The following is a 15,030-nucleotide window of genomic DNA, read 5'->3' as shown; positions in this document are numbered from 1 at the left end:
CGGTAGTCATACGGTGACATCGGGACAGCTCGGCTCAAGAGGAGAGTGAATGAGCACTGACGGACAGCCGCACATCCTCGCGATCGGCGGGGGCACCTTCGTGCCGGACGGCCGGGACGGGCTCGCGCCCAGCCCGCTGCTGCGCTACGCGTTCGACCTGACCGGGCAGGACCGGCCCCGCGTCTGCGTCGTCACGACCGCGATGGGGGACGCGCCGCAGTACGTCGCGCGCTCCTACGCCGCGTTCTCCGCCCTGGACGCCGAGGTCAGCCACCTGGCGCTGTTCCCGATGCCCAACGTCGCCGACATGCGGGCGCACCTGCTCACCCAGGACCTCGTCTACGTGGGCGGCGGCAGCGTCGCGAACCTGCTGGCGCTGTGGCGGCTGCACGGGCTCGACGAGATCATGCGGGAGGCGTGGCAGGAGGGCGTCGTGCTGTCCGGGCAGAGCGCGGGCGCGCTGTGCTGGCACGTCGGCGGCAACACCGACTCGTTCGGGCCGCAGCTCGCGCCGATGACCGACGGCCTCGGCCTGCTGCCGTTCTCGTGCGGGGTGCACTACGACAGCGAGCCGCAGCGCCGGCCCCTGCTGCAGCAGCTCGTCGGCGAGGGGACGCTGCCGGGCGGGTACGCGGCCGACGAGTCGGTGGCCCTGCACTACGTCGGCACCGAGTTCGTCCAGGCCGTCTCCTACCGGCAGGACGCGGGCGCCTACCGCGTCGAACCGGACGGGCCCGGCAAGGCGAAGGAGACGCGGCTGGAGCCGCGGCTGCTCGCCGCCCTCTGAGGAGCGATCGCGTCCGCCCGCGGCATAAGCTGGCCGGGTGAGCGATGTGGACGCAGGCGAGCTGGTGGTGGTGCACGCGGGGTTCGGCGAGGCGGCCGTCCCCTACGAGGCGGGCTGGGAGCTGCAGAAACGCACCCACGCGCTGCGGGTGGACGACGCGATCCCCGACACCGTCCTGCTGCTGGAGCACCGGGCGGTCTACACGGCGGGCAAGCGCACCGAGGCGCTCGACCGGCCGTTCGGCGACCCCGGCGCCCCGGTGGTCGACGTCGACCGCGGCGGCAAGATCACCTGGCACGGGCCGGGGCAGCTCACCGGCTACCCGATCGTCCGGCTGCCCGACCCCGTCGACGTCGTCGGCTACGTGCGGCTGCTGGAGCGCATGATGATGGACGTCTGCGCCGAGCTCGGGCTGGCGACGACGACCGTGGAGGGGCGCAGCGGGCTGTGGGTGCCGGGCGCGCCCGACCGCAAGATCGGCTCCATCGGGATCCGGGTGGCGCGCGGCGTGGCGATGCACGGCTTCATGCTGAACTGCGACAACGACATGGGCTGGTTCGACAAGATCGTCCCCTGCGGGATCCGGGACGTCGGGTCGACCAACCTCAGCCGGGAGCTCGATCGGGAGGTCACGGTCGCGGAGGTCGTGCCGCTGGTCGAGCGGCACCTCGCAGCGGCGCTCGGCGCGGCGGAGACGTTCCACCGCACCACGGCGCAGCTGGGCGTGTCAGCGGATCAGGCCATGACCTTGTAGACGGCCTGGCCCTCGGCGGCCGCCGCCGCGAAGAACCGCGTCAGGCCCTCGTAGGCGGGCTTCAGCATCTTGTCGCGGGCGGCGCCGTCGAGCCTGCCCGCGTCCTGCACCCCGGCCTTCGCCATCGCCGCGGGGTCGAACCGTCCGGCGACCTTCGCGAACGGCGTCGCGGCGAGGTGGTCGGCGGTGGGCTTGACCCGGTCCGGCGCGAGGAAGATCACGTCCATGCCGAGTTCGTCGGCGCCGTCCTCGGTGAGCAGCCGGCCGCCGCACACGACGTCCGCCTCGGGCTGCCGCCCGTCCCACGGGTCGCCGGTGACGAGGTAGTGCACCGCCTGCCACGCCCAGCCCAGCTCGAACAGTCCCGGCGCGCCGCGGCGGCGCCAGTCGGGGGCACCGAAGATGTGGCGGGCGACGCGGCCGGGATCCGGCTCCCCCTCCAGCACCGGCGGCACCCTGAGGTACGACATTGCCAGACCCACTGCGGTCCTCCTGCTAACGCTGTTGCGTGACGACAGGGAGTCACCCTAGAGAGAACCGCTGTCGACCATGGCCGAAACACGCGAATCGGCTAGCCGACCGGGGTACTGTCATGCGTTCGAGATCGCTCCGATACGCCATCGAGGCCGCATCGGCCGAGGTGCCGCCACCGGAGATCGGGACGTAGGCTGGGACGCGTGACGACGGTGACACCCGAGGGACGCAAGCTCCTGCGCGTCGAGGCGCGCAACAGCCAGACCCCGATCGAGCGCAAGCCAGAGTGGATCAAGACCCGGCTGAAGATGGGCCCGCAGTACCGCGAGCTGATCGGCCTGGTGAAGTCCGAGGGCCTGCACACGGTGTGCCAGGAGGCTGGCTGTCCCAACATCTTCGAATGCTGGGAGGACCGCGAGGCCACCTTCCTCATCGGCGGCGACCAGTGCACCCGGCGCTGCGACTTCTGCCAGATCGACACCGGCAAGCCGAAGGCCCTCGACCGCGACGAGCCGCGCCGCGTCGCCGAGTCCGTCGCGACGATGGGGCTGAAGTACGCGACCGTCACCGGCGTCGCCCGCGACGACCTCGAGGACGGCGGCGCCTGGCTGTACGCCGAGACCGTCCGGCAGATCCACGCGGCGGTCCCCGGCTGCGGTGTGGAGCTGCTCATCCCCGACTTCAACGCCGTGCCCGAGCAGCTCGCCGAGGTGTTCTCGACCCGGCCCGAGGTGCTGGCGCACAACGTGGAGACCGTCCCGCGGATCTTCAAGCGGATCCGGCCCGGGTTCCGGTACGAGCGGTCCCTGGAGGTCATCACCAGGGCCCGCGAGGACGGCCTCGTCACCAAGTCGAACCTGATCCTCGGCATGGGCGAGACCCGCGAGGAGGTCTCGCAGGCGCTGCGCGACCTGCACGAGGCGGGCTGCGAGCTCATCACGATCACCCAGTACCTGCGGCCGAGCCCCCGCCACCACCCGGTGGAGCGGTGGGTGAAGCCGGAGGAGTTCGTGGAGCTGTCGGCGGAGGCCGAGGAGATCGGGTACGCGGGCGTCATGTCCGGGCCGCTCGTCCGGTCCAGCTACCGCGCCGGGCGCCTGTACCGGCAGGCGGTCGAGGCGCGCGCCTAGCGGGGGTTGTCGGGTCAGCCGACTGACCCGACTATCCTTGTATTCATGTCGAAAAAGCCCACGGACGGGGCCCAGGAGCGTCCGGGCCGCCTCAAGCAGATCCGCATGGTCGCCCAGGTGCTCCGCCAGGCCGACCCGAAGGCGCTGCCGATCGTGTTCGCCTCGGCGATCGGGACCCTGGTCGTCGTCATCGTCGTCGGGCTGCTCGTCGGCCAACTGTGGTTCTTCATCCCGCTGGCCGTGCTGGCGGCGCTCGCCGTCGGCATGATCGTCTTCGGCCAGCTGGCGCAGCGCGCCCAGTACAAGGTGATCGCGGGGCAGCCGGGCGCGGCGGCCGCGATCCTGAAGAACATGCGCGGCAACTGGTCGGTCACCGAGGCGGTGAGCGGCAACCGCAACCTCGACATGGTGCACCGCGCGGTCGGCCGTCCGGGCGTGATCCTCGTGTCGGAGGGCCCGCGCAACCGCGTCGGCCCGCTGCTCGGCGCCGAGAAGAAGCGCATCTCCCGCGCCGCCCAGCAGGTGCCGATCTACGACGTGCAGGTCGGGGACGACGAGGGCCAGATCCCGGTCGACAAGCTGCAGCGCCACCTGATGAAGCTGCCCCGCAACCTCACCAAGGGGCAGGTCGCGGAGCTGAACGACCGGCTCCAGGCGCTCCCCCGGTCGATGCAGATGCCGAAGGGCCCGATCCCGAAGGGCGTGAAGATGCCCAAGGGCCCGAAGCCCAAGACGCGCTGAACCGCAGTCTCGAAGAGCGTCCCCGCGGGGGCGCTCTTCGCGTCTGCGGCTAGAGGTTCACGACGACCGTGTTGCTCGCGCGGTCGTGCAGGCCCCGGTAGTCGCGGTCCCAGAACAGCGCGGGCAGCACCAGCAGGAGCAGCGCCGCCCGGGCCAGGCCGAAGCCGAACCCGACGGGCCGCCCGTCCAGCCGCACGACGCGGATGCCCGCGATCCGCTTGCCGATCGTGATGCCGAGGAACGCGGTGAGCACCCACGCCTGCAGCCCGAAGATCGCCAGCGTCCACAGGCTGCGCTCGGCCGGCTCCCAGCCGAACCCGCGCGCCAGCAGGCTCGCGACCAGCATCGACAGGCCCCAGTCGAGGAACAGCGCGAGGAGCCGCCGCCCGTAGGACGCGACGGCGCCGCTGCCCTGCTCCGGCAGCCCGAGCCGCTCGCCGGGCCGGCCGAGGTCGGCGCCCGCCGCGCCCGCGCCGCTCAGCCACGTCTGCGTCCACCGGGGCCCGGCCGCCCGCCCCTTACCACCGCTCATGGCGTCTACGCTATCCCGTCCGCCGAGGCGTTCCGCCGGGGCCGGAGTGACGCGTAACACAGCGGAAACATACGAGACACGGCCGGGAAACGGCGCCGCCCTAGCTTTTCAAGGAGCCGAGACGCGCCCTGAGGAGGCCGGATGTTCACCAGCGCCGAAGAGGTCCTGAGCTATATCAGGAACGAAGGTGTGCGATTCGTCGACTGCCGGTTCGTGGACCTGCCCGGCAAGATGCAGCACTTCACGTTCCCGGTGGAGAGCTTCGGCGAGAGCGTCTTCACCGAGGGGCTGATGTTCGACGGCTCGTCCGTCCGCGGCTTCCAGGAGATCCACGAGTCGGACATGCTGCTGCTCCCGGACCCGACGACCGCCGTCGTCGACCCGTTCCGCCAGCACAAGACCCTGAACCTGAACTTCTTCGTGCACGACCCGCTCACCGGCGAGCCCTACAGCCGCGACCCGCGCAACGTGGCGAAGAAGGCGCAGGACTACCTGCGCGGCACCGGCATCGCCGACACCTGCTACTTCGGCCCCGAGGCCGAGTTCTACATCTTCGACGACGTCCGCTTCGAGACCAAGCAGAACGCCGGCTACTACTACCTCGACTCGGTCGAGGGCGCCTGGAACACCGGCCGCGAGGAGCCCGGCGGCAACCTCGGCGCCAAGCCCCCCTACAAGGGCGGCTACTTCCCCGTCCCGCCGATGGACCACTACACCGACCTGCGCTCGGAGATGGTGGCGCAGCTCCTGGACGTCGGCATCCACGTCGAGATGCAGCACCACGAGGTCGGCACCGCCGGCCAGGCCGAGATCGACTTCCGCTTCGACACGCTGCTGAAGACCGCCGACCAGCTCCAGCTCTACAAGTACATCGTCAAGAACGTCGCGCGCGCCGCCGGCAAGACCGTCACGTTCATGCCGAAGCCGATCTTCGGCGACAACGGCTCCGGCATGCACTGCCACCAGTCCCTCTGGAAGGACGGCGCGCCGCTCTTCTACGACGAGGTCGGCTACGCGGGCCTGTCCGACAACGCCCGCTACTACATCGGCGGCCTGCTGAAGCACGCCCCGTCCCTGCTGGCGTTCACGAACCCGACGGTGAACAGCTACCACCGCCTCGTCCCCGGCTACGAGGCCCCGGTCAACCTGGTCTACTCCCAGCGCAACCGCTCGGCCTGCATCCGCATCCCGATCACCGGCTCGAACCCGAAGGCCAAGCGGGTCGAGTTCCGCGTCCCGGACCCGTCGTGCAATCCGTACCTGGCCTTCTCCGCCATGCTCATGGCGGGCCTGGACGGCATCCGCAACAAGATCGAGCCGGCGGAGCCGGTCGACAAGGACCTCTACGAGCTCCCGCCCGAGGAGGCCCGCGCGATCCCGCAGGTCCCCGGCTCCCTCCCCGAGGTCCTCGCGGCCCTGGCCGACGACCACGACTACCTCCTGGAAGGCGGCGTGTTCACCCCGGACCTCATCGAGACCTGGATCACGATGAAGAACGAGTTCGAGATCGACCCCATCCGCCTCCGCCCCCACCCCCACGAGTTCGAGCTCTACTACGACATCTAGGCCGACCGGCGCTGCACGCGGCCTGGAGGACGCCCCGCGCCCTCCAGGCCGCGGCCATATCGCGGCGAATCCCCGTAGCGCCGTACCGTGTTCCAGCCCGCACTTCTGAGGGTCTCGCCGAGGCGGTCGAGGTGCTCGGTGGGGGTCACTCGGCGCGCCAGATGATGCTGCCGGTGGCCTCGTCGCGCCGGGCTTCGCCGACCGTGCGGAGGTCGATGTAGGCCGTGGTGCCGTCGGGGGCGAGGACGACGTGCCGCACCCTTCCGGCGCGGCTCTCCAGGTCGCGCAGCCCCTCGTGGACGTGCCGTATCGCCGCATTGCGGTCGTCGGTCACCCCGGCCCGCCCCGCGTCCCCGCCCCACACGTCCCACGCGTAGAGCCTGAGCGGCTCGGTTTTCGGCGTGCGCAACTTGCCCTCCCTGAGTGTGGCCGCTGTGTCACGGAGAGCATGCGGCGTGCGGCGCGCTGCGGGAGGTACGGTGTGCGCCCGCTGGTGGAGGGATGCGGTCCGCGCCCCTTCGGCGGGGCGCGCGGTGCTCTTACACCGGGAGGCCGAGGAGGTGGGCGAACGTGCGGGCGCGGCGGTCGGTCATCGGGCCGCCGTGGTCGACGGCGTCGGCGGCCATCTGGCGGGCCTGGGGCGAGTAGTGCACCGAGTCGTTGCAGACGGGGTAGGCGCGTTCGAGCCAGTCGAGGGCGGCCGAGTAGTCGCGCTGGCGGTGGTAGGTGCGGGCCGTCTCCACCATGAGGCGCGCGCGGCGCTCGCGGCTCGGGATGGTGTCGGGGTCGATCTGCCGTGCGTGGTCGCGGGCGGCCGCCGACTTCGACAGGTCGGCGCGGACGGACACGGCGTGGACGGCCACGTTCGATGTACCGAACTGCGTCCACGGGTGGTGGTAGCCGGGTGGGAGCCGCTCCGCCGTCGCGTGCGCTTCGTCCAGGTGGCGGAGGGCGTCGCCTTCGCGGCCGTCGCGGGCGCTGGACGTGGCCGCGTGCAGGAGAAGCGCCCCGTACATCGCCTGAAGCTCCACTGGGCCCTCCTCAAGGTGGGGCCTGAGGAGGGCGGCCGCTTCGTTGACGAGGCTCAGGGCACCCTCCACGTCGCCCGTCGAGCGTTGGACGATCGCCAGCGTCCAGGCGGCTCCGGCCAGTGCGACCGGCCGGTCCGCGGTGTGGGCGGCGGCCACGCCGCGATCGGCTACCACCCAGATCAGTTCGGGCTCGGCCGCCCAGACGAGTTCGTGCTGGACGAGCGCGTAAACGTCGGCCAGGACGGCGTTGGCCGCCCGGCGGTCGCCGCCTTCGGCCGTCCGGGCGGCGGCTCGCGCGTCACGGACGAGGGCCGGTAGGACGCGCCCCACATCGGTCCGGTGCGTGGGCGAGCCGTGCCACAGGCGCCAGGCTTGAGAAACGCGCGCCGCCAGCGTGGGCACGTCGACGCGGGTCTGGGGGACGGTGAGCAGGGGGTCGCGGACGGCCTCCCGGATTGGGGGTATCGCCGCGAGCGGGATACGAGAGAACGACGCGAGCGGGATGGACGCCGCGTCGCCGAGGTCCATGTCGGTGCCGGCGAGCAGGGCAACGTCGCCCGTGCCGAGCGCCTCGGCGAGCTTGACGAGGGTGGGCAGCCGGGGTGGGAGCCGCCGGCCCGTCTCGATGCCCTTGAGCCAGGACGCGGATTTCCCGACGAGGCCGGCGAGGGTCGGGCGGGTCAGGCCCTTGCGTTCGCGGAGGACGCGGATGCGCTCTCCGGTGCGCTTGCCCGCCAGGTCGTCCAGCATCGGCCGCGTTCCTCTCGTGTCGCCCTTTCCAGGCTAGGGCGGGGTGCGGCGGTTTCCCAGGGGTTTGGGGTGGCGGCCGCTGGCATTATGGGCGCGGAGGGCGGGATGAGGGACTATGTCAGGCGCGTCCTGCGGGACGGGGAGGCGCTGCTTGGGGCCGTGCGCGGGCTGGAGGGCGAGCGGCGGCGGCTGCGGGGCGAGGTGGAGGCGGCCGTCGGGGCGCTGCGGCGGGAGGCGGCGCGGGAGCGGCTGCGGTCCGTGCCGGTCGCCCGGCTGAAGGGGCTCGCGGACGGGCCGTTCCGGCTGGGGCCGGTGCACGGGGCCGAGTTCGTCACGGTGGTGGACGTCCTCGACTCGACGCCCGAGGGGCTCCGGCTGCTGCGGGGCATCGGGCCGGTGACGGCGGAGCGGCTGCACGCGGCGGCCGAGCGGCTCGCGGAGGCGGCAGGGCGGGCGGCCGATCCAGGCATCGACCTCGGCCGGCCCGACGTCGAGCCGCTGGTGGTCGCGCTGCACTGGCTGGTGCATGTCGACGTTGCGCGCGCCGAGGCCGTCGTGGAGAGGGTTCCGCTGCTGCTGAGGCAGGCTCGGCGCAGCAGGTTCCTGCCGCCGTACCGGAGGCGGCGGGCGGCGGTCGCCGAGCTGGCGGAGATCGTGGAGGGCGCTGCGGTCGTGCCGGACGAGGTGTCCGGTGACGAGGCGCGGCGTGACTACGAGCGGCGGACGGCCGAGTATCTGGGCGTGCTGGCGGACGTGGCCGGGCTCGCGTCCGGGGGCGGGGCCGCGGAGGGGTTCCTGCCGCGGGAGGCGGCGGCGCGGGTCGCCGGGCAGGCGCTCGACGAGACGCATCTGACCGTGCCGCTGGCCGCTTACCAGGTGTTCGGGGCGCGGTTCGTGCTTGAGCGGCGGCGGGCGATCCTGGGTGACGGGATGGGGCTCGGCAGGACGGTCCAGGCGATCGCCGCGATGGCGCATCGGCGGGCGGAGGGCGTCACGCGCTTCCTGGTGGCGTGTCCGATGAGCGTCCTGCCCTCGTGGGTCCGGGACGTGGAGGCGTGCAGTGCTCTGCCTGCCCATCCGCTGCACGGGCCCGGCCGGGGCGCGGCCGTGAAGAAGTGGGCCGATGCGGGCGGCGTCGGTATCGTGCCCTTGGAGTCGCTGGCCGACCTGTACGTCTCCCCGGACGTCGCGGTAGGGATGTTCGTGCTGGACGAGGCTGACCGTGTGAAGAACCCCGGCACCGCTCGTGCGCGGGCGATCGGCTCCTGGGCCGGGCGGGTGGACGACGCCGTCCTCCTCACCGGGCTGCCGATGCGGGAGCGGGCGGAGTGCTTCCGCACGCTGGTGGAGCTGCTCGGCTCGGCGGTGCGGCCGGAGGACGCGGTCCTGGGGTCGCGGGAGTTCCGGGCGGCGGCCGCGCCGGTGTACCTGCGCCGGGAGCAGGAGGACGTGTTCAGGGAGCTGCCCGATATCGTGCGCGTGGACGAGCTCGTGGCGTTCAGCCGGGCCGACCGGGCCGCCTACCGGGAGGCGGTCGAGTCGGGCGACTTCGCCGCCATGCGCCGGGCCGCGTTCGCCGTTCCGAAGACGTCCGCGAAGCTCAGGCGGCTGCGGCGGCTGGTCGAGGAGGCGGCCGCGGACGGCCTGGAGACCGTGGTGCTGTCCGGCTTCCCGGAGGTGCTGGATACCGTCCGGGAGGCGGTCGCCGTGGCGACGGCCGGGATCGGCGAGCCGCCTCCGGAGGGCGCGGCCGTGGTGGTCATCTGCGAGCCGCAGCCGGACCGGGAGCTGGAGGCCCGCGCGATCGGCCGCCTCCAGGGCCGGGCCGGTCCCCTGCTGGTGCACCGGCTGGTGGCGCCGGGCGTCGACGAGCGCGTGGGCGGCGACCCCGGACGGATCATCGAGGACGAGCAGGCGCGGTGGGGAGTGGCATGACCGGCGAGGCCAAGGACGTCCTGCGGGACGGGTCGGCGCTGCTGGGTGCCGCGCGCGACCTGGTCGCCGATCACCGGCGGGCCGTGGCGGACGTCCATGCCGCGCTGGCGCCGCTGCGGGCCGAGGCGGCGAAGGAGCAGCTGCGGGAGATACCGCTGGCGCGGTTGAAGGACGTCACGGACGGGCGGCTGCGGCTCGGGCCTCTGGAGGAGGCGGGGTTCGGCAGCGTCGCGGACGTCCTGGAGGCGACCCCGTACCGGCTCCAGCTGCTGCCGGGCATCGGGCCGCAGACCGCGCAGCAGCTGCACGCGGCGGCGGGGAGCCTGGCGGAGGCGGCGGAGCGGTCGGTGAGCGTCCGGATCGACGTCGACCGGCGGGACGAGGCGATGGCGCCCGTGGTCGTCGCGCTGCACCGGCTGGTCAACGCGGGGCCGGAGCTGGCGAGGGCGCGGGCCGCCGCCGACGGCGTGGACGAGCGGTTCGGCCCGCTGGTGCACGACGCGCGGCCAGCCGGGTCGTGGTGGCGGCGGGCGTTCGCGCGGCCGGCGAAGCGGGAGCGGGCCCGGGAGGCGGTCGGCGAGCTGGCGGAGGCGCTGCGGGAGGCGCAGGGCGCCCGGCTGCTGATCTCGCAGGCGTCGGTGGACCTGCTGCGGCCGCATGTCTCGCCCGACGAGGCGTGGATCGACTTCGAGCTGCGCGCGTCCGACTACCAGACCCTGTTGGCGGAGCTGGCGGCGGCGGGGCCGGAGCGGGAGGCGGCCGAGGGGTTCCTGCCGGACGACCTGGCGGCGCGGGTCAAGGCCCAGCCGCTCGACGACGCCCACCGGCGGGTCGCGCTGCGCGGCTACCAGGCGTTCGGGGCGCGGTTCGCGCTGGTGCAGCGGCGGGTGATCCTCGGCGACGAGATGGGGCTCGGTAAGACGGTCCAGGCGATCGCCGCGATCGCGCACCTGCGGGCGGAGGGTGCCGCGCACTTCCTGGTGGCCTGCCCCGCGAGCGTCCTGATCAACTGGGTGCGGGAGATCGAGCAGCGCAGCGCGATCGCCGCGCATCCGCTGCACGGCGCCGGGCGCGCCGCGGCGCTGGAGGCGTGGGTCGCGGGCGGCGGCATCGCGGTGACGACGCTCGCGACGCTCCACGGCCTCGACGTCCCGGACGGCGTCCGCCTCGGCATGTTCGTGGTGGACGAGGCCCACTACGCCAAGAACCACGAGACCCGGCGGGCGCAGGCCGTGGCCGCCTGGTGCGGGCGGACCGAGCGCGTCCTGTTCCTCACCGGCACCCCGATGGAGAACCGGGTGGAGGAGTTCCGCAGCCTGGTCGCCCACCTGCGGCCCGAGCTGGCCCGGGAGATCCGGTCGAGCGACGCGGCGCTCGGGGCGCGGGCGTTCCGGTCGGCGGTCGCGCCGGTGTACCTGCGCCGCAACCAGCGGGACGTGCTCGTCGAACTGCCCGAGGTCGTGCGGGTGGACGAGTGGGAGGAGTTCAGCGCGGCGGACGAGGACGCCTACCGGGCGGCGGTGCTCGACGGCAACTTCATGGCGATGCGCCGCGCCGCGTACGCCGTCCCGGACAAGTCGGCGAAGCTGGACCGGCTCACCGAACTGGTGCGGGAGGCCGCCGAGAACGAGCTGAAGGTCGTGGTGTTCTCCTACTTCCGCGACGTCCTGGACGCGGTGCGGGACGCGCTCGGCGGAGCGGCGCGCGGGCCGATCAGGGGCGACACGCCGCCGGCGCGGCGGCAGCAGATCGTGGACGCGTTCACCGCCGAGCCGGGGCACGCCGTCCTGCTGGCCCAGATCGAGGCGGGCGGGGTCGGGCTCAACCTCCAGGCGGCGTCCGTGGTGATCATCTGCGAGCCGCAGGTGAAGCCGACGGTCGAGACCCAGGCGATCGCCCGCGCGCACCGGATGGGCCAGGTGCGGACCGTGCAGGTGCACCGGCTGCTGACGCCCGGCGGCGTGGACGAGCGGATGCTCCAGATCCTGGCGCACAAGGCCAGGCTGTTCGACGAGTACGCGCGCCGCAGCGACCTTGCCGAGCAGGCGCCGGAGGCGGTCGACATCTCCCAGCAGGACCTCGCCCGGCAGATCGTCGCCGAGGAGCGGGAGCGGCTCGGGGCCTGACCGCGGCCCCGAGCCGGTGGCGGGTCAGCCGCGCAGGAACGCGATGAGGTCGCGGTTGAAGCGCTCCTTGTCGCCCGGCACCATCGCGATGCCGTGCGAGCCGCCCTCGTACACCTTCAGGGTGGCGTCGGGGATGATCTCGACGGACTTGCGGGCGGTAGCGTCGATCGGGACGATCTGGTCGTCGTCGCCGTGCACGATCAGCGTCGGGATGTCGAAGCGGCGCAGGTCCTCGGTGAAGTCGGTCTCCGAGAACGCCGTGACGCAGTCGACGCCGGCCTTGACGCTCTCCTGCATGGCCATGAACCAGAACGCGTTCCGGTTGCCCTGGGTGGCCTTGGTTCCCGGCCTGTTGGCGCTGAAGAAGTTCTCGGACGTGTCCATCCAGAACTGCGACCGCTCGTTCAGGATGCCCTTCTTGATGTCCTCGAAGGCCTGCGCGGGCACCCCTTCGGGATTGGCGCCGGTCTGCAGCATCAGCGGCGGGATCGCCGACAGCAGCACGGCCTTGGACACGCGGCTCGTGCCGTGCCGGCCGATGTAGCGGGCCAGTTCGCCGCCGCCCATCGAGTGCGCCACCAGGGCGACGTCCCAGACGCCGAGCGCGTCGATCAGGTCGTTGAGGTCGTCGGCGAAGGTGTCGAAGTCGTAGCCCTGCCAGGGCTGGGACGAGCGGCCGTGGCCGCGCCGGTCGTGCGCGATGGCGCGGAAGCCGGCGTCGGCGACCGCCTTCATCTGGTCGTCCCACGCGTCGGCGTTCAGCGGCCAGCCGTGGATGAAGACGACGGGCCGCCCCGTCCCCCAGTCCTTGTAGTAGATCTCCGTACCGTCACGTGTCTTGATGTGCCCCATCGGTCCCCCGAATCGATGATGCCGTGGCCTGCGGCGGCCCGGTCGCGGCGCCGCCTCCAGCCCGGATACCCCGTGGTCTTCCGGGAAACGCCCAACGGGAAGAACCCGCCGGGCCGCCGTGTTCACCTGGCGGATATCGGACGATCAAAGGGGATCCCATGGCCGAGGTCAGGGTGGAGCGCACCGAGGACGGCTTCCGGGCGGTCAACGCGCGGGGCGCGGAGGTCGCGATCGGCGACGGCGACACCGCGGGCGTGTTCACGCCGGTCGAGCTGCTGCTGGCGGCTCTCGGCGGCTGCGAGCTGGTCACGGTCGAGCCGCTGACCGCGCAGCGCGGGCACCGGATGGCGCGGCTCGCCGCGACCGTCCAGGCGGACAAGGTCGCGACGAGCACGCTGGGCACGATCACGCTGACCTACGACGTGGAGCTGCCCGAGGGCGACGACAAGGCCGAGGACGTCCTGAAGGCCGTGGCGGCGCGCGTCCACGAGCGGTACTGCACGGTCGGCGAGGCGCTGCGCGAGCCGAAGAAGGTCGAGCAGGTCCTCTAGCAAGTCGCGCGGGCCGTCCAGTGGCAGCGTCGTCTAGTAGCGGAGGCCGTGCCCGTACGGGTACAGGCCCTTGATCGTGACCGGCAGCCGCCCGCCGGGCCGCGCGCCGAACACGACGCGGGCGGCGGCCTCGTGCATGGTCCGGTCGACGCGCTGGGTCCGCGCGGTCGTCCCGTAGGTGGCGATGTAGGCGGGGACGTCCGGGTAGGACGCGATGTCGTACGGCAGGCCGATCGCGACGGCGGCGACCGGCTTGCCCGTCGCCCGCAGCGCCCGGACGAGCCCGGCCTGCCCGGCGGGCAGCGGGCCGGAGGAGAACGTGGCGACGAGGATCCGGTCGGCGCCGGCGGCCCGCCGGACGGCCTCGGCGATCTCGGCATCGGCCGGGTCGGTGGTCGCGGCCCGCCAGCTCTCGACCGGGCCGCGCGCGACGGCGGCGACCGCGTCCGCGAACTCGCCGGTCTGGACGGTGCCGGCGACCAGCGTCCGCTCGGGCGAGGCCGGGTCGAACGGGAGGACGCCGCCGTCGTTCTTCACGAGGGTGGTGGCGGCGACGCCCATCGCGAGGGCGCGGCGCCGGAAGGCGGCGTTCCCGGAGATCCGCTCCGCGCGGGCCGGGTCGGCGTACCGGTGCTCGGCCACCCGGTAGGCGCATTTGAGCGCGAGGACCCGCCGCACGGACGCGTCCACCCGCGCCTCGCTCAGCTCGCCGGTCCGCAGGGCGTCGCGCAGGGCGCCCACCGCCTCCTCGTGCGCGGTGTAGTCGCCGGTCGACATGATGACGTCGGCGCCCGCCTTGACCGCCATGGCGGTGGCCTCGCGGGTGCCCCAGTTCTCGTCGATCGCGTCCATGTCCATGGCGTCGGTGACGATGAGCCCGTCGAAGCCCATCTCGTCCCGGAGCAGGCCGGTCAGCACCTTGGGCGACAGTGTCGCGGGCAGGCCGGGGTCGATGGCCTTCACCACGACGTGCGCCGTCATGATCGCGTCGGCGCCGGCCGCGATGGCGCGCCGGAACGGGGGCAGGTGGACGCGGTCGAGGGTCGCGCGGTCGTAGCCGACGGACGGCAGCCCGAGGTGGCTGTCGGTCTCGGTGTCGCCGTGCCCGGGGAAGTGCTTGGGCGTCGCGATCATCCCGGCCCGCCGGTAGGCGCGGACCTGCGCCTCGACGAGCCCGCCGACGAGGCCGGTCCGCTCCCCGAACGAGCGGACGCCGATGATCGGGTTGGCGGGGTTGGTGTTGACGTCGGCGACGGGCGCGTAGTTCCAGTGGAAGCCCATCGCGCGCGCCTCGGCGGCGGTGATCGCGGCGGCCTCGCGGGCGAGCCGGGGGTCGCGGGCGGCGCCGAGCCCCATCGCGTTCGGCAGCGGCGTGGTGCCCTCGCGGACGTTGTGGGTGGTGCCGAACTCGAAGTCGCCGGAGACGAGCAGCGGCAGGTGCGGCCGCGTTCCGGCGGCCCAGCGCTGGAGCCGGTCGGCGTAGCGGGCGGCGAGGCCCGGCGTGCGCGGCTCGGAGGTGATGACCGAGCCGATCTTCAGCTCCTGGATCGCGCGGCGGGTCCGGTCGGACGGCATGCCGTCCGGCCCGTCCTCGGTGACGGCCATGACGAGCTGGCCGGCCTTCTCGGCAGCCGTCATCCGGGACAGCTGCGCGCCGGGGTCGCAGCCGCCGGGGCGGGTCCCCGCCCGCGCGGGCGGGGCCGCGGACGGGCAGAGCGCCAGCCCGAGGGCCGCGATCGCCGCGATGGACACCAGGGTTCGGCCGCCGTTCGTCCTCATGTGGTCTAGACCAGTCCACACC

14 protein-coding genes are annotated in these 15,030 nt (G+C 73.1%); 8 read left to right on the top strand and 6 right to left on the bottom strand.

The annotated features are described in order from the left end of the window. Positions 1 to 49 precede the first annotated feature (49 nt). Positions 50 to 787 (top strand): peptidase E, encoded by a 738-nt coding sequence (locus HUT06_RS14670; RefSeq protein WP_176196239.1) that lies wholly within the window; start codon positions 50 to 52, stop codon positions 785 to 787. A gap of 37 nt (positions 788 to 824) precedes the next feature. Continuing rightward, a complete protein-coding gene (lipB, locus tag HUT06_RS14665) occupies positions 825 to 1,541 on the top strand; it encodes a lipoyl(octanoyl) transferase LipB (protein ID WP_254715179.1) in 717 nt (238 codons plus the stop codon). Here lipB and HUT06_RS14660 read toward each other — a convergent pair. Next, complete coding sequence (locus HUT06_RS14660) at positions 1,523 to 2,011, bottom strand: DUF1877 family protein (RefSeq protein WP_254715178.1); 489 nt, start codon at positions 2,009 to 2,011, stop codon at positions 1,523 to 1,525. The two genes, lipB and HUT06_RS14660, sit on opposite strands and share 19 nt — an antisense overlap. 207 nt (positions 2,012 to 2,218) lie before the next feature. Between HUT06_RS14660 and lipA the strand changes: the two genes are divergently transcribed. Continuing rightward, positions 2,219 to 3,145 (top strand): lipoyl synthase, encoded by a 927-nt coding sequence (gene lipA / locus HUT06_RS14655; RefSeq protein WP_176196237.1) that lies wholly within the window; start codon positions 2,219 to 2,221, stop codon positions 3,143 to 3,145. Between the two features lie 45 nt (positions 3,146 to 3,190). Continuing rightward, on the top strand, positions 3,191 to 3,886 hold the full coding sequence (locus tag HUT06_RS14650) for a DUF4191 domain-containing protein (RefSeq protein WP_176196236.1): 696 nt from the start codon (positions 3,191 to 3,193) through the stop codon (positions 3,884 to 3,886). 49 nt (positions 3,887 to 3,935) lie between these two features. Here the strand turns inward: HUT06_RS14650 and HUT06_RS14645 are convergent, their stop codons facing one another. Further along, positions 3,936 to 4,418, bottom strand: coding sequence for an RDD family protein (locus tag HUT06_RS14645; protein WP_176196235.1), 483 nt, complete (start codon positions 4,416 to 4,418; stop codon positions 3,936 to 3,938). Positions 4,419 to 4,559: 141 nt separating this feature from the next. On the opposite strand from HUT06_RS14645, the gene glnA reads away from it, so the two are divergent. Further along, on the top strand, positions 4,560 to 5,984 hold the full coding sequence (gene glnA / locus HUT06_RS14640) for a type I glutamate--ammonia ligase (protein ID WP_138640942.1): 1,425 nt from the start codon (positions 4,560 to 4,562) through the stop codon (positions 5,982 to 5,984). Positions 5,985 to 6,129: 145 nt separating this feature from the next. Here glnA and HUT06_RS14635 read toward each other — a convergent pair whose 3' ends face one another. Then, complete coding sequence (locus HUT06_RS14635) at positions 6,130 to 6,393, bottom strand: hypothetical protein (protein ID WP_176196234.1); 264 nt, start codon at positions 6,391 to 6,393, stop codon at positions 6,130 to 6,132. Between the two features lie 130 nt (positions 6,394 to 6,523). Continuing rightward, positions 6,524 to 7,765: a helix-turn-helix transcriptional regulator gene (locus HUT06_RS14630; RefSeq protein WP_176196233.1), complete on the bottom strand. Its 1,242-nt coding sequence runs from the start codon at positions 7,763 to 7,765 to the stop codon at positions 6,524 to 6,526. A gap of 105 nt (positions 7,766 to 7,870) precedes the next feature. Between HUT06_RS14630 and HUT06_RS14625 the strand changes: the two genes are divergently transcribed. Next, positions 7,871 to 9,700, top strand: a complete 1,830-nt coding sequence (locus HUT06_RS14625) for an SNF2-related protein (protein WP_176196232.1) — start codon at positions 7,871 to 7,873, stop codon at positions 9,698 to 9,700. Continuing rightward, positions 9,697 to 11,826: a DEAD/DEAH box helicase gene (locus HUT06_RS14620; protein WP_176196231.1), complete on the top strand. Its 2,130-nt coding sequence runs from the start codon at positions 9,697 to 9,699 to the stop codon at positions 11,824 to 11,826. Before HUT06_RS14625 ends, HUT06_RS14620 begins: the two co-directional genes overlap by 4 nt. 24 nt (positions 11,827 to 11,850) lie before the next feature. On the opposite strand, the gene HUT06_RS14615 is transcribed toward HUT06_RS14620, so the two are convergent. Further along, positions 11,851 to 12,678 (bottom strand): alpha/beta fold hydrolase, encoded by an 828-nt coding sequence (locus tag HUT06_RS14615; protein WP_176196230.1) that lies wholly within the window; start codon positions 12,676 to 12,678, stop codon positions 11,851 to 11,853. A gap of 158 nt (positions 12,679 to 12,836) precedes the next feature. Between HUT06_RS14615 and HUT06_RS14610 the strand changes: the two genes are divergently transcribed. After that, positions 12,837 to 13,229 carry an OsmC family protein gene (locus HUT06_RS14610; protein WP_176196229.1) on the top strand — a complete coding sequence of 131 codons (393 nt, stop codon included), beginning with the start codon at positions 12,837 to 12,839 and terminating at the stop codon, positions 13,227 to 13,229. Positions 13,230 to 13,262: 33 nt separating this feature from the next. On the opposite strand, the gene HUT06_RS14605 is transcribed toward HUT06_RS14610, so the two are convergent. After that, positions 13,263 to 15,008: a glycoside hydrolase family 3 protein gene (locus HUT06_RS14605; protein ID WP_176196228.1), complete on the bottom strand. Its 1,746-nt coding sequence runs from the start codon at positions 15,006 to 15,008 to the stop codon at positions 13,263 to 13,265. Between the last annotated feature and the right edge of the window lie 22 nt (positions 15,009 to 15,030).

It is taken from the genome of Actinomadura sp. NAK00032 (assembly GCF_013364275.1).
Lineage (GTDB): Bacteria > Actinomycetota > Actinomycetes > Streptosporangiales > Streptosporangiaceae > Spirillospora.
This window is presented reverse-complemented; position numbering and strand designations above follow the sequence as displayed.

What these genes read in the sequence shown, in the direction of transcription:
- HUT06_RS14670 (WP_176196239.1), top strand. Translation starts at nt 50, where the DNA reads ATGAGCACTGACGGACAGCCGCACATCCTCGCGATCGGCGGGGGCACC.
- HUT06_RS14660 (WP_254715178.1), bottom strand. Translation starts at nt 2,011, where the DNA reads ATGTCGTACCTCAGGGTGCCGCCGGTGCTGGAGGGGGAGCCGGATCCC.
- HUT06_RS14650 (WP_176196236.1), top strand. Translation starts at nt 3,191, where the DNA reads ATGTCGAAAAAGCCCACGGACGGGGCCCAGGAGCGTCCGGGCCGCCTC.
- HUT06_RS14645 (WP_176196235.1), bottom strand. Translation starts at nt 4,418, where the DNA reads ATGAGCGGTGGTAAGGGGCGGGCGGCCGGGCCCCGGTGGACGCAGACG.
- glnA (WP_138640942.1), top strand. Translation starts at nt 4,560, where the DNA reads ATGTTCACCAGCGCCGAAGAGGTCCTGAGCTATATCAGGAACGAAGGT.
- HUT06_RS14630 (WP_176196233.1), bottom strand. Translation starts at nt 7,765, where the DNA reads ATGCTGGACGACCTGGCGGGCAAGCGCACCGGAGAGCGCATCCGCGTC.
- HUT06_RS14625 (WP_176196232.1), top strand. Translation starts at nt 7,871, where the DNA reads ATGAGGGACTATGTCAGGCGCGTCCTGCGGGACGGGGAGGCGCTGCTT.
- HUT06_RS14620 (WP_176196231.1), top strand. Translation starts at nt 9,697, where the DNA reads ATGACCGGCGAGGCCAAGGACGTCCTGCGGGACGGGTCGGCGCTGCTG.
- HUT06_RS14615 (WP_176196230.1), bottom strand. Translation starts at nt 12,678, where the DNA reads ATGGGGCACATCAAGACACGTGACGGTACGGAGATCTACTACAAGGAC.
- HUT06_RS14610 (WP_176196229.1), top strand. Translation starts at nt 12,837, where the DNA reads ATGGCCGAGGTCAGGGTGGAGCGCACCGAGGACGGCTTCCGGGCGGTC.
- HUT06_RS14605 (WP_176196228.1), bottom strand. Translation starts at nt 15,008, where the DNA reads ATGAGGACGAACGGCGGCCGAACCCTGGTGTCCATCGCGGCGATCGCG.